We start from the raw sequence: 22,687 nt of genomic DNA, 5'->3' as shown, positions 1-22,687 counted from the left end.
ATGAAATTGCTCCCAATGTCAAGTATAGCGCTGAAAATATCACCATTTTTTCATTTACCGCGGAAAGTGAAGGTAGTTATATGAAATTAACGCATAGCTATTGACAGACTCCTTTAAATAAAGTATAATATAATTTGAAAATGATTATCAAATTCAATATCAGGAGCTAACAAATGAATTTCATCAGTAAAGTTTTTTCTGTTGCGGCAGCTGCGGTGATCGCGGCTGCTTCTTTGAGCGGCTGCGCTGAAAGCCGCAGTACAGACGACGGCAGGCTCAGCATCGTCTGCACCAATTTCGCCGAATACGACTGGACAAAGAATATCATCGGCAGCACTGAAAATGCCGATATCACATATCTCCTGGGCAGCGGCGCGGATATCCACAACTATCAGCCAAGCACGCAGGATATGCTCACTATCTCGGACTGCGACGTTTTTATCTACTCGGGCGGAGAGTCCGAAACATGGGTGGACGACGCCGTTGGTAACGTCAGAAACAAGGACATAAAGGTATTAAGGCTGTTTGACGCTCTCGGTCAGAGGCTGAAAGAAGAGGAGACCAAAGAGGGCATGGCTGCCGAAGATGAAGATGAAGAGGACGGCATCGAATACGACGAGCACATATGGCTCTCACTGAAAAATGCGGAGCTCCTCTGTCAGAGCATCTGCGATACAGTATGCGAAGCCGACCCGTCACATTCCGCCGAATACCGCTCAAACCTTGACAGCTATGAAGAAAAGCTCGGGGCTCTTGACGCTGAATACACGGAAATGGCTGAAAGCTCCGCCTCAAGGACCATACTTGTGGGCGACCGTTTCCCTTTCCGCTATCTTGTGGACGATTACGGAATAGACTACTATGCTGCCTTTGCAGGCTGCTCTGCGGAGACAAACGCAAGCTTCGAGACTGTGGCAACTCTTGCAGGCAAGCTTGACGAGCTTAAGCTCGGGACAGTGTTCATACTCGAAAATTCCGACGACTCTATTGCAAGGTCCATAATCGACAACTCAAAAAGCAGAAACGCCGACATAGAGACGCTCAACTCATTGCAGTCCGTAACTCGGAAGGACATCGACAGCGGCGTTACATATTTATCACTTATGGAAGAAAACCTCAATACTCTTAAGAAGGTGCTTGTATAAATGGGAGCATTGCTCAGATGCAAAAATGTCTCTCTCGGATATGAGGGCGACATCATCACAAAAGACCTGGATTTTACCGTCAGCAGCGGCGATTACCTCTGCATAGTCGGTGAGAACGGTTCGGGAAAAAGTACGCTGATAAAGGCTATCCTCGGTCTGAAGCCGCCCCTTGAGGGCAAGGTGGAGCTCTGCGAAGATGTGGGCAAAAACGAGATAGGATATCTCCCACAGCAGACAATGGTACAGCGGGACTTTCCCGCCTCCGTCCGTGAGATAGTCCTTTCTGGCTGCATGAACCGCTGCGGTCTGCGGCCTTTTTATAATAAGGATGAAAAGAAGCTGGCCCACGACATGATGAGAAGGCTGGAGATAGAGCCCCTGACAAAGCGCTGCTACCGCGAGCTTTCGGGAGGTCAGCAGCAGAGAGTCCTCCTTGCGAGAGCTCTTTGCGCCGCAAGGAAAATGATACTACTTGACGAGCCCGTGACAGGTCTTGACCCAAAGGCTGCAAACGAGATGTACGAGCTTATCGGCAGCCTCAACAAAAAGGACGGTATCACAGTCATAATGGTATCCCACGATATGAACGCTGCCGTAAGATATGCGACGCATATACTCCACATCGGCAGAAAGCAGCTCTTCTTCGGCACCAAAGAGGACTACATGACCAGTAAAATAGGTCAGGCATTCATATCCGTAATGGGAGGTGAGGATAATGAGTGATATATTCTCAAAGCTTCACCAGGCATTTCAGCTGCCTGTGGTAAGATACGCTCTTATAGTCGGGCTTCTTATCGCATTATGCTCCTCCCTGCTTGGAGTTACCCTTGTAATGAAGCGCTTCTCGTTCATCGGCGACGGACTGTCCCATGTGGCATTCGGCGCCATGGCAGTGGCTACTGCGGCGGGGATAACCAATAATATGCTCATTATCATGCCTGTGACTATCATTTCAGCTGTTCTCCTCCTGAGAACGGGCAGCAATACAAAAATAAAGGGCGATGCGGCAGTTGCCATGATATCTGTAGGGGCTCTTGCTATCGGCTATATGCTCATGAATATAGCTGCCCGCAGCGGAAGCGGCAGGACTTCGGGCAATGTTACCGCCGATGTGTGCAGCACCCTTTTCGGATCAACAGCCATACTGACCCTCAAGCCTGCCGATGTATGGATATGCATTGCCATGTCGGCCGTAGTAGTAGCTGTATTCCTTATATTCTACAACAAGATATTCGCCGTGACCTTCGATGAGAGCTTCGCAAAGGCTACGGGAATAAGATCGGATATGTACAATCTGCTCATTGCGGTGGTAATAGCGGTCATAATCGTTATCGCCATGAACTTCGTAGGCTCGCTGCTGATATCGGCTCTCATAATCTTCCCCGCACTTTCGGCAATGAGAGTATTCAAGAGCTTTCGCAGCGTTATAATCTGCTCCGTGGTGATATCGCTGCTCTGTGCTTTTTTCGGCATCATGATCTCGATACTTGCGGAAACTCCCGTAGGCTCTACCATAGTTTCTGCCGATATCATCGTGTTCTTTGCTTTCTGCATAGTCTCAGCCGCACTGAAGCGTGGAAAATAACATCGGAACTGTAAAAAACCACAAAACACTTTCACTTTTAAAGGTGAAAGTGTTTTCTTTATCATAAATCACCCTCAGTCTTGACAAAACACCATAAAATATGGTATCATTAAAGATGTATACATTTATTTTAAAAGGAGGTTGCGCTATGGAAACCATTAATGAGATCGCAGCACGTATCAAAGAACTGCGCGAGGTGTGCGACTACACACAGGAAAAGCTTGCTCAGGAGCTCGGACTATCAGTGGAGCAGTATGCAGGCTATGAACAGAACGGAGATTTTCCAATAAGCGTCATCTATGAGATTGCAAATAAATTCGGAGTCGATTTTAATGAGCTCGTCACAGGCGAACCCAGCCGCATCGACACTTTCCAGGTCGTGCGACGCGGTAAGGGCAGAAGCATAAGCCGTTTCCCCGGCTACCGCTTCAAGGATCTTGCTTTCCGCTATGCCGATAAGGTAATGCAGCCTCTTTTAGTCACACTTGAACCATCCGATGAGCCTGCAAAGCTTGTAAGCCATTCGGGTCAGGAATTCAATCTTGTCCTCAAGGGCACTATCGCAGTAGTATTTGAGGATCAGGAAATAATCCTCAATGAAGGAGACTCTATTTACTTCAATCCCACATATCTTCACGGACAGCGCTGCGTTGGAGATTCCAAGGCAAGATTCCTGACAATGATCGCTGAATAATAAGCCGCAGAAGGCTAATACAAAGGAGTTCTTAATATCATGCTTTTAGACCGATACCTTCCTCGCATAGAATTTGATTCCTACGAGGATTTCAAGGAAAATTACCGCGTAAATGTTCCCGAGGACTTTAACTTCGGCTGGGATATAGTTGATGAATGGGCAAAGCAGGAGCCCGAGAAAAAGGCTCTTGTATGGCTCAGCCACGACAAGCAGGAAAAGACATTCACATTTACGGATATATCAAAGCTTTCAAATCAGACCTGCCATTATTTCCGCAGCCTCGGGCTGAAAAAGGGCGATGTGGTGCTTCTTATACTGCGCCGCCGCTGGGAATACTGGGTAATAGCCACAGCTCTCCATAAGCTGGGAGTAATACTCATCCCCGGAAATCTGCTCTTCACCACACATGATATCGCCTACCGCGGCAATATGGCTGAGATATCCGCTATAATAGCCTGCGACGACGAGTACATAAGAGGACAGATAGACGCAGCTGCTCCAGAGATAAAGACTCTCCGCAAGAAGATAGCCGTTGCAGAGCCCCGTGAGGGCTGGGACTACTTCGAGGACGAGATAGCAAAGTATCCCGATACCTTTGAGCGCCCCACAGACGATCAGGCTACCAAGGCAGCAGATACCATGCTCATATACTTCACATCGGGCTCTACAGGTATGCCGAAGATGGTATGTCATAACTTCGCACACCCACTCGGTCATATCGTAACCGCAAAGTACTGGCATCAGGTACAGGAAAACAAGCTCCATATGTCAATATCCGACTCGGGCTGGGCTAAGTTCGGCTGGGGCAAGATATACGGACAGTGGATATGCGGCGCTATACAGTTCGCATACGACTTCACGGGCAGATTCAATGCAAAGGATATACTTGAAGTTATCAGCCACTACAAGCTGACCACCTTCTGCGCTCCGCCTACTATGTACAGATTTATGCTCCAGGAGGATATGACAAAGTACGATCTTTCATCCATACAGAATTTCTGCAATGCGGGCGAGCCTCTCAACCCCGAGGTATTCAACCGTATCTACGAGCTCACGGGCAAGAAGATGCGCGAGGGCTTCGGACAGACAGAGGGTACCGTACTTATCGCCAATTTCCCGTGGATAGACCCGAAGCCCGGCTCAACAGGAAAGCCATCACCGCTCTATAATATCCACCTGCTCCGTGCCGATGGTACAGAGTGCGAGGACGGTGAAGAGGGAAGCATCATGGTATGCGGTATCGACAAGGCGCGTCCCACAGGTCTGTTCTGCAAATACTACAAGAACCCCGAGCTCACAGAAGCTGTTCTCGGCGGCAAGAACTACGATACAGGCGACGTTGCATGGCGCGATTCCAAGGGCTATTACTGGTTCGTCGGAAGAAACGACGACGTTATCAAGTGCTCGGGCTACCGTATCGGACCCTTCGAGGTAGAGAGCGCTCTCCTCACCCACCCCGCTGTAGTTGAATCCGCTATAACAGGCGCTCCCGACCCCATAAGAGGTCAGGTCGTAAAGGCTACTGTAGTTCTCGCAGAGGGCTATACCCCCTCACCCGAGCTCACAAAGGAGCTTCAGGATCACGTAAAGCGCGAGACCGCGCCTTACAAGTACCCCCGCGTTATTGAATATGTAAAGGAGCTCCCCAAGACCCTCGGCGGCAAGATCAAGCGTGCTCAGATACGCCACCAGGACGAGGAAAACTCCGCTAAATAAGCCTTAATACCGCCCGAACATAACAGTTCGGGCAAATTTGTAAAAAAAGAAAAATTTTTTTAAATTTTGCCATAAGCACCCCGTTTTTGATGTGCGGGCTGCGTAAACTATAAGTAATATTGGGGGTGGCAAATATGACTTCTGATGTACATCAAATCATATCCCAGGTCTACAGAGCAAAAAAGGACAGCCACGCAGCAGACGAACTCATATCTGCTTATATGCCCTTTATTAAGTCTGAAACATCCAAGTTTCTGAACCGTCCGCCCGATCAGAGCGATGACGAGCTAAGTATTGCCATGTTTGCATTTTATGAAGCTATAAAGAATTATTCGAGATTACGCGGCTCTTTCCTCAAGTTCGCCGCATTGCAGATAAAAAATCGCCTGATAGATAATTACCGTAAAGAAAAGAGAAATAAAGGTCAAATATCCCTGGACGTCAGTGATGATGACAAAACAGACCTGAAAGAAACGATCCGAGACGAGCACGATGATTACGCAGAAAACGAACTAAGAGATGCAACAAAACAGGAGATCGAAGAGCTTTCAGCACAAATGAAGGATTTTGGTGTGAGTATGAACGATGTTGCGGAAAATTCTCCGAGACAGCGCCGTACACTTGAGATATGTCAGAAAGCTGTATTTTACGCAAGAAATAATCCAGAGATCCTCGATGACTTTCTGAGGACCAAGCGCGTTCCCCTTGCCAAGCTTGCGGAGGGCGCAAATGTGGAAAGAAAGTCTCTTGAAAGGCACAGACGCTATCTTGTCGCCGTACTGCTTATATGCACCAACGGATACGAGATAATGCGCGGCCATATCATGCAAGTATTAAAAGGTGGTGAAAACAAATGAAATATATCGTTATGGAATGTCACAAAGGATATGCTGTACTAATGGACGAAGAAGCGCGCTATGTGCAGGCTGCAAACCTCAGGTACTCGGTAGGACAGACCGTCTCGGCTCCCGTTCTCATGGAGGGCGTTGCAACAGAGGAAAGACGGATCAGCTTCTACGTTACAAGATTTGCCACAGCTGCTGCGTGTCTCGCCCTCGCAGTTTCAGCAGGTTCATTCTACTATACACGTAATTTCAAAACACACTCAACCATCCTGATATCTGCTAAAACAAATATACGAATGGATCTTAACAAAAAAGGTCAGGTAATTCACCTCAGCGGAGGTGACGACAAGGCCGACGAGCTCCTCAAGGACTACGACGGAAAGGGCAAGGATAAGCTCACCGCCGCAAACGAGATCCTTGATATCGAAAAAACGCAGGGCATAAATGCCGAAGATGATGTTGTGAACATCTTTATAAAGGCTGAAGCCGATGAATACAATACCATCAAGGAAGAACTTGAGAACGGCATCACCGATACAAAGGTAAATATCTATGAATTCGGTGTTCCGAAGCCTGCCGCTCACGATAAGCCCGAGCCGCCGAAGCCCCATGAGGCTGATAAGACGAAGGACGACAAAGCTCCCGAACCGCCGAAGCCCCATGATGAAGAAGCACAGGCTCCAGAGGCTCCCATGCCTCATGAGGAGGAGATAAAAGCTCCCGAAGCTCCCGCGCCTGCCATTGGTTCCGCAGCTCCTGCTGCTCCTGCACAGCCCGCAGCTCCGAAGAAGCCGGATGCTCCTGCACACGATCCCGTAAAGCCCGAGTCGAAGAACGGTTCAAAGGCTGTTCCGAAGCCTGATGACAAGGCAGAACCGCCAAAGCCCGCAGAGCCTGAAGCTCCTGCTGCTCCCGCGAACAATAATCACTTTGTTCTCAGAGACAACAACGGCATTATAGAGATCACACATGAAGCAGTTGAAAAATTAAAACCGCTTCTCCCCGCGCCTGCCCCTCGCGTACAGGCTGCGGCTGATATAGAAGAAGTTCGGGAAGCACTGCCCGAACCCGAGCTCTCCTCTCCGTCTGCCGACGAGATAAAGGAAGCTCCTCAGGAAAAACCTGAGTCTCCCGAAACAGTTTCACCTGCCCCCGCAGAAGAAACAAAAGAAGAAATTGTTCGGGAACCCGCAGCGGCATATGAATTCTCCATAAAGAGGATAATGCCTGCCAAAAAGGATACTGCCAGGGAAGCACTGCCCGATAATGAAGTATCCGCATCAAATCCCCAACCCTCTGTTTCCCCCGTTCCCATTCCCTGAGAAAACATGAAATAAGATATACGGAAAAGGCATTGATCAGTCAATGCCTTTTCTGCATTTATGCCGTAAAACAGGCTTATGCAGGCCCTTTAAAAAAATTTTTGGATTTTTTCCAAAAAAATTCATAATTACCCCGCTTTTTAATATCCCACTCCGTAAACTGTTAACATAAAGCAAATAATGCTTATGTCTCCCCCCCTAAGGAGATAAATTTACAACAAAGGAGTAATTACCAATGAAAAGCAAAAAGAACATTCTTGCTGCAATAGCTGCTATGTCAGTAATGGCTTCAGCTATGAGCCTCAACGCTTTCGCTGCTGAGGAAACAGAAGTTGCAGAAGAAACAGTTGCAATCACAGCTGTTGCTGAGGATGAAGCTGAGGATACAGCTGAAGAAGCTGTTGAGGAAGCTGTTGAAGTTGAAACACCTGACCTCATCGTTCCTCCTGCTGAACTCGACGAAGATGAGAAGCCGGTTCCTCCCGAGCCGCCCGTTATCCTCGATGTAACAGAGTTCATCGACCAGATCCGTACATTCATCGACGCTAACAGCATCGATATCCTCACAGATACTATCCTTGACAACTGGGATCAGATCGAGAAGGTTGACATCCACTTCCATTCAAATGAGAAGCCTGTACCTCCCGTTCCTCCCGAGGATGAAGAGAAGCCTGAGGTAGACGAAGAAGCAGCTGAGGATGCTGAAGAAGCAGAGGACGCTGAGGACGTTGAGAAGCCCACAAAGCCTCTCGGCCCTGTACACCTTGAGCTCACAGACCTCTTCATGGAATTCCGTGATAAGGTAGATCTCAGCAAGGTAGATTTCCTTGACGAAGAGACAATCGAGAAGATCCTCAATGCTAAGGACGTTCACGCTGATGTTCACTTTGTAAATCCGAACAAGCCTGAGCCTCCGACACCTCCTACTCCTCCTGAGCCGCCTGTAGCTCCTGAGGATGGCGAGAAGCCTGTACCTCCTACACCTCCCACACCTCCTGAGCCGCCTGTAGCTCCTGTTCACGAGCACCTCGGTCCTAAGGAGAGAGAGGCTCTCAAGGCTGCTGAAGCTGCTGAGGCAGAAGAAGCAACTGAGACTGTAGCTGAGGAGACAACTGAGGCTGCAACAGAAGCTGAAGCTGAGGCTGACGCTGAATAATCAAGTTAATATTAAGGTCTGCCCTTGCCTGCAAAGGTTTTCCCCGAAGGGCAGATCTCTAAACAATCCAATCCCAATCCCCTTATCCTCTTTTACCCCCTTTTACCCGACTGATATCTGCACATCTCGGTAAAAGTGCGATATCAAGATTGAATATGATAAAAGGAAGCGCCGCAAGCACGTTTTTGCGGCGCATTTTTTTATTTCACCGTGCCTATCCCCGCACCTTGCTATTTTTGTTATTGTGTGATATAATATATATACTAATAACTCTGCCTGTCAGTAGGCTTATAACAAGGAGGAATCCCAATGAAAGTAAGGTTTCATCTGCCTGATTTTGCAAGGCTTTTCAAATTTAATTCCGTATTTCTCACAATGCTTGAAAACAGTCCCGAGCTTTTCCGCGAGGGAGTCGAGATAGCTTCCGTTTACGGCATTTTCCCGCCGTCTCTGTGGAACGGCGGACGTGTAATGCACGGTATGTGTCAGAAGGACTTCGTAAGAGGCGTTACAAAGTACTTCAACGGCAAGGGTATACCACTCCGCTTCACATTTACCAATCCCATGATAGAAAAGAAACACCTCAGCGACGAATTCTGCAACATGGTAATGCATATCGCAGACAACGGCATGAACGAATGTATCGTTATGTCCCCTGTCCTTGAGGAATACATAAGAAAGACCTATCCCAATTTCAAGCTCACAAGCTCAACCTGCAAGAGAATAACCGATCCCGACAAGCTCTATGAAGAGGTCGGAAAGGATTACCACATAGTAGTTATTGATTACGACCTCAACAACAAGTTCGATATCCTCGAAAAGATACCTAACAAGGAGAAATGCGAGATACTTGTGAACGCCTGCTGCAATCCCGCCTGTGCCAACCGCTCGCTTCACTATCAGACCATAGGCCTTGAGCAGATAGCCTATGCAAATCACGTAAGGAAGTATCCGAATGCTCCCTTCGATTCCGATAAATTCGCCAAGGATCACCCCGAGGCAAAGGCAGTATTTGAATGTAAATGCGAGCACAGGAGCCTCTTTGACATAAAGTCTCTGAGTACACATATTACTCCCGACGATATATGGAACAAATATGTTCCCATGGGCTTCAATCAGTTCAAGATAGAGGGAAGAACATTTGATATGTTCAACCTTATGGAGCATTACCTGTACTATATGGTAAAGCCCGAATGTGTGGATCAGGCAAGACTAATCTTCCTGAGGAACCTCAGCCTCAACGGCGCCATAATCGTTCCCGATCAGGAAATGCCGCGATAAAGTTAAAACCGTAAGGGATCAGCAGTTCCCTTACGGTTTTTATTATTTTTTCTTCTTTTTATGTAAAACTGCTGCGGTGACAATACCTGCGAGCATGATGATACCTGCCGCAATGCCGCCTCCCACAGCCATTTTGCCTTCCTTTGTAAGTCTCTTTTCTCCGTGCTCAACAGTCACGTAGCTGAAGCCTGTGGCGCGGAATGCAGCGTCCACATCGGCAGCGATCACCTTGTGACCGTCCGCATTGGGATGTATGTCAAATTTGCCGATATTGGTAAGGCTGTCTGCCTTACCCCTGAAATCTGCCGCTGTGTCTATGACCTTATAGCCGTTCAGGGAGTTCTCCGATATGATGCTGTTGAGCTTCCCTATCTTTTCACCCGAAAAATCCGAGACCAGCTTTAATTTGCCGAATGACTCCAGAGGATCGTAAAGCGTCTGAACATATATCGTTCCGTCCGTCCTTTTGCCGAGCTCCTCGGATATCGCCGCGATGTTTTTGCCAAACTGCACGAGTGCTTCGTCGATATCCTTATCCATGCTCAGAAAGTAAGAAGCGGCACTGAAAATATCAAGATCCTCCGAATTAAAATCTCCCTTTTCACTTATTCCCAGACTTCTCAGTGCTTCAAGCATGATACCAAGCATATCATTTCCGCCAATGGATATTACCACCGCGTCGCTGTCCTTCAGATCCTCGTCGAGCTCGCCGCTCTGTATCAGTTCGAGCAGATCGTAGGAAGCTGCTCCCGATACTGCCTTATTCACCATTTTATGTCCGCATTCGCCGTCCAGCTCGGCTTCGTACTTCTCTTTCAGTATATTTGCATAGGATGAGCAGCTGTACAGATCGTCAGCCGAATATCCCTCAAGTCCGTAGCCTGCTGCGATAGAATCACCGAGGAACATCATTTTCGGCGGCACTTCCGTATTGTGGGTCACCTCCCATTCGGGTATCTCTGTCATATCACATGATGAAAGGCACAGCGCCATTGTAACTAAGCCCAAAAATGCAGCAGCTTTTCTCATTGTAAAAACCTCTTTTCCGCAGAAAGCATCTTAACGACAGCTTTTTTTGCATCAAATACTAACATATTGTAACAGATACAGCCGAAAAAGTCAAATCAGGCATAAGATACTATCTGCAAAAATAGTGATATCATTGACTTTTTCAAGTGTTTTTTGGTATAATAATAATGTTGATGAAAATTCTTTTTCAAAAGATCCCTGTCAGGAAGAAATAATTACCATATTTACTGGACAATCGTGCAAAAACATGGTATAATCATAAATGAAGTATTTATTGGAACGGAAGGTGAATTTATGGATCTGCAAGCTCTCGTTGACAGCTTTGAGCCTATGACCTGCATCATGTCCGTGGAAGTCTTTCCCGACGGAAGCTACGGCAATATACGCATCGTTGTGGGCAACAAGGCTTATGTCAACTCTATAGAAAATCCCGATGTTATTTGTTTTTCGGAGATGCTGGATAATAAATTCGTGCCGGATTCACCGTATGAAAGGTATATCCCGAAGGATCTTAATTTTGAAAACGCCTGCTATAACTCCGCAGTGCTCAAAAAGTCCTTCCATACCTATATCCACCCCGAAAGATACAGCTTCTGGGTAGATATGTATATGATGCCTCTTGCCTCCGACAAGGAAAACATATACTACTGTACATATTCTCAGGAGCTCACCCCCGAGGCAAATACAAAGCGTATGTCCAATGTTGATGCCACTGTATCGGTCTCCGTACTCGAGACCTGCATAAAGCTCAGGGGTACTGCCGATTTCAAGCATACTATCGACGACGTTATCTCAGATATCCGCGAAATGTGCGGAGCTCAGGTGTGCTGCATACTCCTCACGGACTTTAAGGAAAGAAAATGCTCAGTGCTCTGCGACTCATCTGCTCCCGGGCTCGGTCTCCTTCCCGTAAGCGAGTATCTCAACGCCCATTACACGAATTTCTTTGATATAGTTGCCACATGGAAGGATACAATTGCAGGCAGCACCTGCCTTATCATACAGAATGAAAACGATATGGAAGTTCTCCGCGAGAGAAATCCCGTATGGTGCGAATCCATGCAGGCCTCGGGCATACAGAGCATAGTTCTTTATCCGCTGCTGTACAATGACGAGACTCTCGGCTATATATGGGCTATAAACTTCGATACCGAGAATACTGTCAGGATACGCGCAACTCTCGAGATAACCTCTTATTTCGTAGCTTCGGAGATAGCAAACTATCAGCTCCTCGAACAGCTTGAAACAATGAGCACTGTGGATATGCTCACGGACGTATACAACCGCAACGCTATGAACAAGCGCATAGACGAGCTCATGCAGGACAGCGGCAGCAAGCCCGACAGTCTTGCGGTAGTTTTTGCAGACCTGAACGGTCTGAAGCAGGTCAACGACAACGACGGTCATGTTGCGGGAGATATGCTGCTCAAGGACGCAGCAGGCATATTCAAGAAGGTTTTCTTTGACGGCGAGATATACCGTGCAGGCGGCGATGAATTCATGGCTATCGTTACGGATATTTCCGAGGAAGAGCTTGAAAAGCGCATCGAAAAGCTGAAAAAATACTCGGAGACCGACGGAAATGTAAGCTTTTCACTTGGCTATTGCTACGACGCATCTGACTGCAATATAAGGAAAGCTATGAGTATCGCCGACAAGAGTATGTACAAAAACAAGCAGCAGTTTTATGAAAATCATCCTGACCGCAGACGTCAGAACTGATGTTTTAAAACAGCATTATCATGCTCCCCGAAAAAAAGCGGGGAGCTTTTTGCGGTATTGCGAAAAAATTATTTCTGTTACACCGTTTATACGCAGTGCTGCTGCGTATCCTTTACTGTGATATTATTTTACGTGACTGTTACCTCTCGTACGATACCGCAAAACACTTTCGGACAGTCTTTCGATATTCGTTCAGCTTTTTATGTCAGAAGCAGCAAAATTACGTTTCACCCATGAACTTCCTCATTTTTTCCCCTAAATCTATCTTTTTTCGGTTGAACCATCTGCTGTTGTGTGGTAAAATTATTATGCTGTAAGTGATAACTTTATACAAAGGCGAACAACCACAGGAAAAACATTTAAAGAATAGAAAACGTAAAATATCTGCTGTAATGCAGGAAACAGCAAAAAACAGGAGGAAAACATGAAAATGCATTTCAAACGCAAAACTGCTGCGGGGATACTCTGCCTTGGCATGATAATGCAGTCCGCTTCGTATCTCCCCGCAAATGCCGAGAACAGCTCGGGCATCACACTGAACGAGGTATGTGCAAAGAACAGCACTTACCAGTCAGCTGACGGAAACTGCTACGACTGGATAGAGCTCTACAACAGCAGCAGTCAGGACGTCAGCCTCTCGGGCTGGGGACTTTCCGACAAGGAATCCAAGCCCTACCTTTACACCTTCCCCGAGGGAACTACTGTCAAGGCAGGCGAAAGACTTGTCGTTTTCTGTGACAGCGACGCAGCTGCTAACGACAGCAAAATAGCTCCCTTCGGACTTTCCGCTTCTGGCGAGACCTTAGCCCTCACAGACGCACAGGGCAATACAGCCCATACCATTACCTTCGGTTCACTTGCCGAGGATACCTCCTACGGACAGTATCCCGACGGCAGCGGAGAATTCTATACACTCAAATGTACTCCCGCTCAGGCAAACGCTGCTCCCGAGGGCAGCAATGCCGTGCACCTGCCTGAATTCTCGCAGGAGAGCGGCTTCTATGACAGCAGCTTCTCACTTACCCTCACAGCCGATGAGGGCTGCACGGTCTATTATACTACCGACGGAAGCGACCCTACCACAGAGTCCGAAAAGTACACCGAGCCCATCACTGTTGCCGATATGTCCGATACGGAGAACCGTCTGAGCGCCCGCACGGATATAGTTCCCGGAAGAGCAGAAGCTCCCCGCGATACCGTTGACAAGGCAGCTGTTATACGCGCCGTATCCGTCGACAGCGAGGGACGCATAAGCGATATAGTCACAAAGACATACTTCATAGGCAAGACAAATTCGGGATATTACCCTCAGATGAAGGTAGTTTCCCTTGTTACAGACCCCGATAACCTCTTTGACTACGAAAAAGGCATATACTGCCTCGGTCAGGCATACGGCGGCGAGCAGAAGCAGGACGACGGTCCTAAAGAAGGCGACCGACCGAAGGAGGAGGAAAGACCAAAGGAAGAGAACGGCCCCGAACAGGGAAAAGGTCCCGAGGATAACAGGGCCCAGCCAAGAAGAGCAGGAAATATATGGGAAATGCCCGCAAATTATACCATGAGGGGAAGAGACTGGGAACGCGAAGCTACGTTCACACTCTTTGACAACGGAGAAAAGGTGCTTGAGCAGAATGTCGGCATACGAATCAAGGGCAACTATTCAAGAAGTCTCCCGCAGAAGAGCTTCACTGTTTATACCCGCGAGGATTACGGCACATCGGAATTCAATTTCGACTTCTTCTCGGGTAAGGCAACAAAGGCCAAAAACGGCAAATCAATAAAGAATTACGGCGGTATAGTCCTCAGGAACGGCGGAAACGACAATAACTACGCCTTCTTCCGCGACAGCATAAATCAGAGCCTCATCACCGACAGAGCCTTTGCATATCAGGCAACTACCGAGTGCATACTTTTCATTGACGGTGAATTCTGGGGCATCTATCAGATGATGGAAAAGATAGACAAGACCTATCTCCACGAGCACTACGGCGTCAAGAAAAGCGATATCGCCATGATAAAGAACGGCGAGCTCGAGGACGGTTCAGACGAGGACCTCAATGACTGGAAAGCACTTTGCAGCGGTGTTGCAGGCGGCAGCATATCCTATGAGGAATTCTGTCAGAAGGTCGATGTACAGGGATATATGGACTATTTCGCAGCTCAGATATACTGGGCTAACGCAGACTGGCCGCAGAGGAACTATTCCGTATGGCGCTCGGACGCTGTTGACGAGACAAATCCCTATGCAGACGGCAAATGGAGAATGATACTCTTCGATACCGAATCGGGACAGGGACTTTACGGCAGCAATGACAAGTCCTTCTCGGCAAACTGCTACAGCAGGATCAGCAGCACAAACAGCGATATCGGCAGAATGTTCACCGCCCTCATGAAGGACGAGCAATTCAGGCTCGGTTTCTCAAGGACCATGATGGATCTTGCAAACTATAACTTCACAACCGACAGAACATCGGAAGTTATAAACAGCTACAAGAACAATTACAAGCAGCAGGTAGCCGATACCTTTGCCCGCTTCTATGCAAACAGCCTTTCGGGAAACAACGGAGCAAACAGATTTGAAAGCTCTGTCTCGACTGTGCTGAACTTCTACTCAAAGCGCTATTCATACGCGGAAAGCACTACACGCTCGGCTGCAAAGCTCTCAGCAGCTCCTTATAAGCTCACTGTGAACAACCACGCAGTCAACGGCAGCATAAAGCTCAATACTCTCGATCTCGGAAATACAGACGGCTGGAGCGGTAATTACCACTCCGACTACGATATGACCATTACGGCTGCCCCCGAGGAAGGACACACCTTCTCGCACTGGATAGTCAAGGGTGCAAAGATAACCGAAGGCGACAAGACCTCACCTACTATCAGCTTCAGGCTCGAATCCGACGCAACTGTTGAAGCTGTCTACACATCAGACGTATACGGCGATGTCAACGCTGACGGCGAATTCAATGTAGTCGACCTCGTGCTCCTGCAAAGATGGCTCACAGCCGACAGCGGAGCTGAGCTTGCAAACTGGAAGAACGCCGACCTCTGCGAGGACAGCGTGTTGGACGTATTCGATATCATCAGCATGAGAAGAGCACTTCTCAGCAAAAACAACTAAACCGAATATATGGCGGTATTTCTTTCTTCGCTTATAGTACCGCCTTATATATACTCCTTGCGCGGCAGCTTACAGCTGCCGCTTTTTCTGCCATTTTTTATCTTTTTCCATTGCAATCTGAGCCCACTCATGATATAATTTATTTAGGAAGCAGACGCTTTTCACGTAATGCGGTATATAAATATACTTCCCCGCAGTCCGCGTCTGCAAATAAAACAGAAAATACTGCTGATGGCATTAACTATATTTTTTCGCAATATTTCGGCAAACACCACTGCCATAAAAAGTTTTTGGAAAATTTTCCGCAAATTGCTAAGATAATCAGAAAAAAATTACGTCTAATAAAGTGAAAGGCAGAATTTTCGGAAAGGAGCCTGTCAATGGATAATGGTTCAAGTAGCTACAGCCGTTATCTTGCCGGTGATGATGCCGCTATGGGAGAGCTGGTCCGCGAATACATGGACGGGCTCGTAATATTCCTTAACAGCTTCACCAACAATCTTTCTGAAGCCGAAGAGCTGATGGAAGAGACCTTCTTCCGACTGGCTTATAAAAAGCCGCGGTATAACGGAAAAAGTTCCTTTAAGACCTGGCTGTATTCCATCGCAAGAAATCTTGCGATAGACAGTATCAGGAAACGTAAGGGATACAAGACCGTGTCCTTTGACGAATGTACGGAGCTTACCTCAGGTGTCAACATCGAAGAGGCATACATCAATGAGGAGCGCAAAGCTATCATACATAAGGCTATATCCAATCTAAAAGACGAGTATCGTCAGGTCGTTCACCTGATATATCTCGAAGGCTTTTCAAATGCGGAAACGGCGGTGATAATGAAAAAAAGTAACCGACAGATCACAAACCTTTTATACCAAGCCAAAAAAGCTCTTAAAACTGAACTTGAAAAGGAGGGAATAACGTATGCGGGACTATGATGAGGTCACTCAAACCGTACTCAGACGGCGCGATGAGCAGATAGCAAAGGATAAACGCAAAGCTATGACCGTGAAGTTCTGTGCTGCTGCCGCCGCATTTGCTTGCTGTACTGCGGCAGTGATCGGTAAGGGTATTTACCGGTACAATAACGCAGTGATCCCGCCTGAGATCGATAACGTTACGCCTGCGGAAACCATTCCCGATCAGGAACAGAAGAGCACAACAACAGCTTATGACACAAACAGCACAACAAAGAATACGACGGCGTTGTCTGTAACTGCTGCGGAAACGACCCGTAAACGGGCAGAAACAGTTGTGACAAGCTCGGTATCAGCCGCAGCTATCTGCACTGTCACTTCTGACAATAAAACAGCCGAAAATGCAGTCAAAAACAGCGCCGTTACGTCTTCTTCCGCTGAAGCTGTACCTGTCACGGCTACAACTTCCGCAAATATTCAGACAGATGTGCCGATGCACGAAGTGAAGATAGATATGCAGAGAATACCTGTGTTCCTTTCGGCACTCACCGCCTCTGTCTCAAATGTTATTTCCAATGTAAATACCGAATACCACGTCAATAACGACAGGTATCCAAATCAGAAAAACGGTATCGAGAATATCCGTAAGCTCAGTATGATAACCGACCTCGATCAGAACGGCAGATCAGACCTTGAGGACTGCCGCCTGCTCTATATGTACTGCATGGACGGTCAGAACGATACTCCCGATACTGCAGATATCCCTCAGGAGACAAGACAGCTCATAGCTGAGAACGCCGATTACAACAATGACGGTCAGGTAAGCACCGAGGATGCTGAGATCCTCACCTGCTGCTATCTTATCAATAACAGGGTGTCATACAATGACGTAAGCCCCGCTGATACCGCATCGTCAGACAGCAGCGGTCTCCCGACGGAAAAAATCAGCAGTGAATCATCATTTGCATTTATGGTCAGCAGCCTTGCACACAAGCTCATGATCGACCACTATATAATTGAGGATATGGTGGATAAGAATATTATCGACCTCGATGTAAACGAGGACGGAAATGTGGATATCGAGGACTTCACATATCTCAAGATAAACGGTGACAACTACCTCGATAACTATATCGTTCCCGTTGAGGGCGGATTTGCTACCGCTTCCCGTCCCCACACCATCGCTCTTCCCGATAATATCAAAAAGAACTGCGACGCTGTGTACTACGCAAGACCTTTCGTAAATTACGAGGATACAAATGAAGTTTCATGCTTCGTAACAGGAATTGAGGATTACTTCGCCCTGCATATGACCCTGATGCCCGAATTCTTTGAAAATGATTTCTATGAGAGCATCATTGAGTACGCAAAGGAGTACTCCATCGGAGACAGCCTTTATTACCGCGCTGTCGAAATAGAAGTTATCCCCGATGAGGACAGCTTCTTCAGGTTTGATAATGAAGTTTTCAAAAACGGCTTCAAGACCTACTATGAAAATGTCGCCTCAGGCGCACAGGCAGCTCCCGACCTTAATATGGACGGCGCTGTAGACCATAAGGACTACGATCTTGGAAGCGATTATATATTTGAAGTTGCGGCAAAAACCAATAACAGCAGCTTAAAGATACCTGCTGATGTGTGGAAGAACATCAACAGCAGCTGCGATTTCAACCGCAACGGCACCAGCGGAGATATCTACGATATATTCTTTGCTCAGATATATGTGCTTCTTAAAGAGGACGAGGAGTCAGGCAGCAATACCGATGAGCATACAGATACTCAGCCGAGCTCGGGCATTGATCCTTATATACTCGAAGGCGACGTCAACTGCGACGGAACTGTGGATATGGCAGACGCTGTGCTTATAATGCAGTATCTCTCAAATCCGAACAAGTACCAGCTCACGGACATCGGCAGACTGAACGGAGATATCGACGGAAAGAGCAACGGTATCACCCTTACCGACGTACTGGTTATACAGAACCGTCTGCTGAATTTAAATCAGAATTATACTGAATGAGTTACACGCAGCTCATCTCAGAATAATAATAAAGTTTACCCCTAACTGATATTTTTAAACGAAAAAGGCGCGAGAATATACTCTCTGCGCCTTTTTTCCGCCTTATCGTTTGACTTTTTCACTACGGACTGATATAATATTGATGTGTAATCAATATTCGGGAGACTTGCGATGCTGTACTATATGTTCAATAAACCGCAGGGCTGCGTGACCGCACGTTCGGACGCAGTCCACAGAACTGTTATGGACTACTTCCCTGCCGAACTTGCGGAAAAACTACACCCCGTCGGCAGACTTGACATTGATACCCGCGGACTGCTGATACTCACCGACGACGGAGACCTCGATTTCAGGATAATGCAGCCCGCAAAGCATATTAGCAAGACATATTTCTTCTACGCTGTGGGCTCTGTTGACGAGGAAAAGGTGCAGAAGCTGGAAAACGGCTTAAAAATGGCGGGAATGACCGCAAAAAAAGCTGAATTCACCTTAATAAAGGAATACCGTATCCGCGAGCTTGAAAGCTTCATCCCCCGGGACCGCCGCGAAAAATACATGAAAAATCCCGAGGGGAAGGCCTTTGCCGCTTCACTGACTATCCATGAGGGTAAAAAGCACGAAGTGAAAAGGATGCTCAAAGCCGTGGGATGCAGGATATTCTATCTCCGCCGCGACAGTATAGGCGGACTTTCTCTCGATACCTCACTTAAGGAGGGCGAGTCACGCCCCCTGACCGCAGAGGAGCTTGAGCTCCTTGTCAGCGGAATATAGCCAACATTGAGCGAGCTTCAACTCGCTCAAAAATTTTTTTGAAAAATCTGTGACACTTTCTGTCTCAGACTTGAATGTTATTTATGAAAGCACACTTTCCATGGAATACTTTCACAGATTCAGGAGGATAATCATGACAGGCAATGAATACTGCGCTCTGTACAAAAAGTCCCGTGACAGGGCTTATGACGCGCTTTTTGAAAACTACTGCGACTATGTGTACGCCATAGTCTACAATAAACTGAGAAGCGTTGCTTCACGCGAGGACATGGAGGAATGTGTCAGCGATATCTTCGCAAACATATTCTTCAGCTATGACACCGATAGCAGCTTCGCAGGAGATATGAAGGGGTACGTGTTAACTGTTGCAAAGCGCCGCGCTATAAGCGCCTTTCGCAGTCTTACGGCAAGAAGCAGTCATTACTCTGAGGACACGGAGGACGAGCTTATCAATTTCGTTTCCGATACCGATATAGAGCATGATTCCGATGCTTCCGAGACACGCAGCATTCTGATCAGCAAGATAAACGAGCTGGGCGAGCCCGACTCTACGATCATTCTCCAGAAATACTACTATGACCGTTCTTCTTCTGAGATAGCCGAGCAGCTTTCAATGAAAGCTTCCACTGTGAGAATGAGAGCCGCAAGAGCTCTTGACAAGCTGAAAATCACACTGGCTGCTGCCGGTATCACACTGTAAGGAGGTGCGGAATATGAAAGAGAATCGTGAATTTGATATGCTTGAAAATGCAGACGACAAAACAGTAGAGCTTCTTTCGGAAGTTCCTGTGCTCACAAAAGAAGAAAAAGAGAGGATGCTGGCTATGAGTAAGAAAAAGCTGGACCGAATGAACAGAGAAAGTAATATAAATTTCAACAACAATGAAGACGAAGTAAGCGGCGTTGAGCGCTACAAGAGGCCGAAATGGCACGCTTTTGCTTCAATAGCTGCTTGTATGCTGCTGGTCAGCGGTATCGGCGGTACGATGTTCGCAATGAAGCAAAACAAACCCATTGCGGTAAATGACAGTTCACTTTCCAATGTAACTACCACGATACCTCCTTCGACCCGTTCCATAGAGGAGACCTGCGATAAGGAAGCTGCTTCTCTTCTGGGACAATACAGGTTCGTTATGGGGTTATCATACGGTATTCCCGAAGATATGGAGCTTGACGAAAGCGACACGCAGGAGGTTGAGGACTACAACGGCTCAACAGTGACATACTACAGAGTTGCTGATATATTCAGTTCTGTAAATGAGCTGAACGGACACCTTGAAACTATAATGACAGGAGATCTGCTCAATGAATATGAAGCATTGCTAACACGCTATCTCGGACAGGAACCGCGCTTCAAGGAGATCGACGGTAAGCTCTATTTCAGAAAGGGCGGCGGATCTTTACCTGAATACAATGATTACACAATAGAGAACTATGACGATAGCACCAACAGTTTTGATATTGTTACTGTTAACGCACACAGCAGCACAGGTGAAAAAGAAATTTTCCACGTTGTACTCGAAGAAGATTTATGGAAGATCGAAAGCTGCAGAATTGAATCCGAAACAAAGGATCAGAGCGAGTCACAGGAGACTTCAAAGTTTGAAAGAACAGAAGCTCTGCAGCTCTTAACGAATCTTGAGCTTGTAGAAGGTTTAATGGCAGGAGGCATTCATACATCGGTCGACACAAGCGACAGATTAGAATTCCAGTCAGCCGACGGCAGTTATACCGTGGCATATAACAGATTTATCACAGGCGGGATACCGGATCTTAATAATATAAAGGAAATTGTCAAGAGCACTGTTACCGATCCCGTGCTCAGCGAGACCTACAGCTATATCTATGAGGAGAAGAAAAACGATCTTCCCATGTTCAAGGAAGTTGACGGAAAGCTCTATATGCGCGATAACGCAAGAGGAAGCCGCTTCAGCTTCACAGGTGAACCCGAGCTTATAAAAAAGGGTGACAAGATATATGAGATAATCACAGACAATGAAGTCCCCGGCGGAACAGAAAAGGTAAAGATCACCGCCGTTTACGAGGGCGGCAGCTGGAAGGTAAGCGATTTCGGATACCCACAGTAAAACCGGGGTTTTTCAGAACCCAATAAGCAAAAAGAGAGCTGTAAAAGCTCTCTTTTTTTCACGTTCCTTATATATGCGAAAAAGCCGTGCTGCCTATAGCACGGCTTTTCCCTTTTCTGATTTGTCCCTTACAATTCAGTTTTTGGAATTATATCAATCTGTGCGGCGCGTTGTGCAGATGCACCCCACAGACCAATACCGAAAAGAATTATTATGACATTGTCCAGCTGTCGAAGCTTACATCGCCGTTAGCGATGAAGTAAATGTCTGTTGCGCTGCTCGGGATCTCAGCAAGTACTGTCTCGATCTCTGTCATTGAGCCGCCTGAAGGTACTTCAATGTAGCTGATAGCATCACCTGTTCTTGAGCCTGATGTTACCTTGATGATAGCACCGCTCTTTGAAGAAGCCTTGGCTGTAAGTATGCCGTCCTTTACCTTGGAGAAGTCGACCTTGCTTACCTTAGCCCATTCGCCCTTCTTGAACTCTACTGTTGTGTTGCCTACGCCTGATACGCTTATGCCCTTTGACTCGTTAGCCATTGTAGCTGCGCGTACTGTCTGTGTAGGATCAAGGTTCTCGATCTGCTTAACACCTGTCATATCGCCCTTAGCGCTGAGTGTGCCGTTTGAAGCGTTGTATGAGCACTCGTTGAGCTGAGTTGAACGGTAGTTTCTGTCCTTGCCGCCGTTCATACGCATCTCCTGCTGACGTGAGTGGTATGCTACGTAGTACTTATCCTTGAAGAAAATGATCGAGTGGTGGTTGTTACCGCCGTTGTCGATACCCTGTGTTCCCGTATTCTTGAATACGTTGCCCTTGAGCTGACTTGATGTCCAAGGTCCGAGAGGATTGGTGGAAGTCATGTAAAGGATATCTGCATTGCCGAAGCCTACGCCGTTGATGTTTGTACCGTTAGGTACGTTCCAGTTAGCACAGTATGAGTAATACCATGTATCGCCTATCTTGATAACGCTGGAGTCCTCAAAGAGGTAAGGTGTCTGCATTGTCTGAGGTGAGCCGTCCAGTGAGATCATATCCTTGCCGAGCTTAACAACACGGCCTGTCTTCGGGTTGGAAACGTCTCTGTTATCAACACCGCCGCCGAAGAAGAGGTATGCTTCGTCAGTCTTTTCGTCGTAGTATACGCCCGGGTCGAACATCCATACAACGTCTGAGCAGTTAGGTGACTGACCTGTAAGGAGTGCGTGGCCGAGAGGATCCTTCCAGGGACCTGTCGGGCTGTCAGCTGTAAGAACGCCGATACCGCCGCCGCTGTT

Annotated in this window: 18 protein-coding genes; 16 read left to right on the top strand and 2 right to left on the bottom strand. The window is 47.3% G+C overall.

What is annotated here, in order from left to right:
• The first annotated feature begins 173 nt into the window (after positions 1-173).
• From Q0R37_RS07870 to Q0R37_RS07830, 9 genes are all read left to right on the top strand, one after another.
• Entirely contained in the window at positions 174-1,145 is a 972-nt protein-coding gene (locus Q0R37_RS07870) for a metal ABC transporter substrate-binding protein (RefSeq protein WP_294753105.1), read from the top strand.
• On the top strand, positions 1,146-1,868 hold the full coding sequence (locus tag Q0R37_RS07865) for a metal ABC transporter ATP-binding protein (protein ID WP_294753103.1): 723 nt from the start codon (positions 1,146-1,148) through the stop codon (positions 1,866-1,868).
• Complete coding sequence (locus Q0R37_RS07860; protein ID WP_294753101.1) at positions 1,861-2,730, top strand: metal ABC transporter permease; 870 nt, start codon at positions 1,861-1,863, stop codon at positions 2,728-2,730. Before Q0R37_RS07865 ends, Q0R37_RS07860 begins: the two co-directional genes overlap by 8 nt.
• Before the next feature lie 148 nt (positions 2,731-2,878).
• The gene (locus tag Q0R37_RS07855) at positions 2,879-3,424 is read left to right on the top strand and encodes a cupin domain-containing protein (protein ID WP_294753099.1); all 546 of its coding nucleotides are present in this window, start codon (positions 2,879-2,881) and stop codon (positions 3,422-3,424) included.
• Between the two features lie 39 nt (positions 3,425-3,463).
• Positions 3,464-5,140, top strand: a complete 1,677-nt coding sequence (locus tag Q0R37_RS07850; RefSeq protein ID WP_294753097.1) for an AMP-binding protein — start codon at positions 3,464-3,466, stop codon at positions 5,138-5,140.
• Positions 5,141-5,274: 134 nt separating this feature from the next.
• A complete protein-coding gene (locus Q0R37_RS07845) occupies positions 5,275-5,997 on the top strand; it encodes a sigma-70 family RNA polymerase sigma factor (protein ID WP_294753095.1) in 723 nt (240 codons plus the stop codon).
• A complete protein-coding gene (locus Q0R37_RS07840; RefSeq protein ID WP_294753093.1) occupies positions 5,994-7,307 on the top strand; it encodes a hypothetical protein in 1,314 nt (437 codons plus the stop codon). The genes Q0R37_RS07845 and Q0R37_RS07840 overlap by 4 nt, the downstream gene beginning before the upstream one ends.
• Positions 7,308-7,542: 235 nt before the next feature.
• Positions 7,543-8,463, top strand: a complete 921-nt coding sequence (locus tag Q0R37_RS07835; RefSeq protein ID WP_294753091.1) for a hypothetical protein — start codon at positions 7,543-7,545, stop codon at positions 8,461-8,463.
• Between the two features lie 309 nt (positions 8,464-8,772).
• Positions 8,773-9,744: a hypothetical protein gene (locus tag Q0R37_RS07830; protein WP_294753089.1), complete on the top strand. Its 972-nt coding sequence runs from the start codon at positions 8,773-8,775 to the stop codon at positions 9,742-9,744.
• Positions 9,745-9,786: 42 nt separating this feature from the next.
• Here the strand turns inward: Q0R37_RS07830 and Q0R37_RS07825 are convergent, their stop codons facing one another.
• Positions 9,787-10,773, bottom strand: a complete 987-nt coding sequence (locus Q0R37_RS07825; RefSeq protein WP_294753087.1) for an SGNH/GDSL hydrolase family protein — start codon at positions 10,771-10,773, stop codon at positions 9,787-9,789.
• A 294-nt stretch (positions 10,774-11,067) separates the two neighbouring features.
• Between Q0R37_RS07825 and Q0R37_RS07820 the strand changes: the two genes are divergently transcribed.
• The 7 genes from Q0R37_RS07820 (at position 11,068) to Q0R37_RS07790 (ending at position 21,408) form a co-directional block, all read left to right on the top strand.
• Positions 11,068-12,495, top strand: coding sequence for a sensor domain-containing diguanylate cyclase (locus Q0R37_RS07820; RefSeq protein ID WP_294753085.1), 1,428 nt, complete (start codon positions 11,068-11,070; stop codon positions 12,493-12,495).
• Positions 12,496-12,919: 424 nt separating this feature from the next.
• The gene (locus Q0R37_RS07815) at positions 12,920-15,616 is read left to right on the top strand and encodes a CotH kinase family protein (protein ID WP_294753083.1); all 2,697 of its coding nucleotides are present in this window, start codon (positions 12,920-12,922) and stop codon (positions 15,614-15,616) included.
• Between the two features lie 380 nt (positions 15,617-15,996).
• Positions 15,997-16,551 carry an RNA polymerase sigma factor gene (locus Q0R37_RS07810; RefSeq protein ID WP_294753082.1) on the top strand — a complete coding sequence of 185 codons (555 nt, stop codon included), beginning with the start codon at positions 15,997-15,999 and terminating at the stop codon, positions 16,549-16,551.
• Positions 16,538-18,550, top strand: coding sequence for a dockerin type I domain-containing protein (locus Q0R37_RS07805; RefSeq protein ID WP_294753081.1), 2,013 nt, complete (start codon positions 16,538-16,540; stop codon positions 18,548-18,550). Before Q0R37_RS07810 ends, Q0R37_RS07805 begins: the two co-directional genes overlap by 14 nt.
• Positions 18,551-18,721: 171 nt before the next feature.
• Entirely contained in the window at positions 18,722-19,321 is a 600-nt protein-coding gene (locus Q0R37_RS07800; RefSeq protein ID WP_294753079.1) for a pseudouridine synthase, read from the top strand.
• Between the two features lie 133 nt (positions 19,322-19,454).
• On the top strand, positions 19,455-20,021 hold the full coding sequence (locus tag Q0R37_RS07795; protein ID WP_294753077.1) for a sigma-70 family RNA polymerase sigma factor: 567 nt from the start codon (positions 19,455-19,457) through the stop codon (positions 20,019-20,021).
• A gap of 13 nt (positions 20,022-20,034) precedes the next feature.
• Positions 20,035-21,408, top strand: coding sequence for a hypothetical protein (locus Q0R37_RS07790; RefSeq protein WP_294753074.1), 1,374 nt, complete (start codon positions 20,035-20,037; stop codon positions 21,406-21,408).
• A 211-nt stretch (positions 21,409-21,619) separates the two neighbouring features.
• Here Q0R37_RS07790 and Q0R37_RS07785 read toward each other — a convergent pair.
• Positions 21,620-22,687, bottom strand: a 1,068-nt coding sequence (locus tag Q0R37_RS07785; RefSeq protein ID WP_294753072.1) for a family 43 glycosylhydrolase, incomplete at its 5' end; no start/stop codon positions are given.

This window comes from uncultured Ruminococcus sp. (assembly GCF_946415235.1).
In the GTDB taxonomy this organism is placed as follows: domain Bacteria; phylum Bacillota; class Clostridia; order Oscillospirales; family Ruminococcaceae; genus Ruminococcus.
Note: the sequence above shows the minus strand (reverse complement) of the source record. Positions and strands in the feature narration are given on the sequence as shown.

Bases quoted from the DNA above. Each gene is read 5' to 3' on its own strand.
- Q0R37_RS07870 (WP_294753105.1), top strand. From the start codon at position 174: ATGAATTTCATCAGTAAAGTTTTTTCTGTTGCGGCAGCTGCGGTGATC.
- Q0R37_RS07865 (WP_294753103.1), top strand. From the start codon at position 1,146: ATGGGAGCATTGCTCAGATGCAAAAATGTCTCTCTCGGATATGAGGGC.
- Q0R37_RS07860 (WP_294753101.1), top strand. From the start codon at position 1,861: ATGAGTGATATATTCTCAAAGCTTCACCAGGCATTTCAGCTGCCTGTG.
- Q0R37_RS07855 (WP_294753099.1), top strand. From the start codon at position 2,879: ATGGAAACCATTAATGAGATCGCAGCACGTATCAAAGAACTGCGCGAG.
- Q0R37_RS07850 (WP_294753097.1), top strand. From the start codon at position 3,464: ATGCTTTTAGACCGATACCTTCCTCGCATAGAATTTGATTCCTACGAG.
- Q0R37_RS07845 (WP_294753095.1), top strand. From the start codon at position 5,275: ATGACTTCTGATGTACATCAAATCATATCCCAGGTCTACAGAGCAAAA.
- Q0R37_RS07840 (WP_294753093.1), top strand. From the start codon at position 5,994: ATGAAATATATCGTTATGGAATGTCACAAAGGATATGCTGTACTAATG.
- Q0R37_RS07835 (WP_294753091.1), top strand. From the start codon at position 7,543: ATGAAAAGCAAAAAGAACATTCTTGCTGCAATAGCTGCTATGTCAGTA.
- Q0R37_RS07830 (WP_294753089.1), top strand. From the start codon at position 8,773: ATGAAAGTAAGGTTTCATCTGCCTGATTTTGCAAGGCTTTTCAAATTT.
- Q0R37_RS07825 (WP_294753087.1), bottom strand. From the start codon at position 10,773: ATGAGAAAAGCTGCTGCATTTTTGGGCTTAGTTACAATGGCGCTGTGC.
- Q0R37_RS07820 (WP_294753085.1), top strand. From the start codon at position 11,068: ATGGATCTGCAAGCTCTCGTTGACAGCTTTGAGCCTATGACCTGCATC.
- Q0R37_RS07815 (WP_294753083.1), top strand. From the start codon at position 12,920: ATGAAAATGCATTTCAAACGCAAAACTGCTGCGGGGATACTCTGCCTT.
- Q0R37_RS07810 (WP_294753082.1), top strand. From the start codon at position 15,997: ATGGATAATGGTTCAAGTAGCTACAGCCGTTATCTTGCCGGTGATGAT.
- Q0R37_RS07805 (WP_294753081.1), top strand. From the start codon at position 16,538: ATGCGGGACTATGATGAGGTCACTCAAACCGTACTCAGACGGCGCGAT.
- Q0R37_RS07800 (WP_294753079.1), top strand. From the start codon at position 18,722: ATGCTGTACTATATGTTCAATAAACCGCAGGGCTGCGTGACCGCACGT.
- Q0R37_RS07795 (WP_294753077.1), top strand. From the start codon at position 19,455: ATGACAGGCAATGAATACTGCGCTCTGTACAAAAAGTCCCGTGACAGG.
- Q0R37_RS07790 (WP_294753074.1), top strand. From the start codon at position 20,035: ATGAAAGAGAATCGTGAATTTGATATGCTTGAAAATGCAGACGACAAA.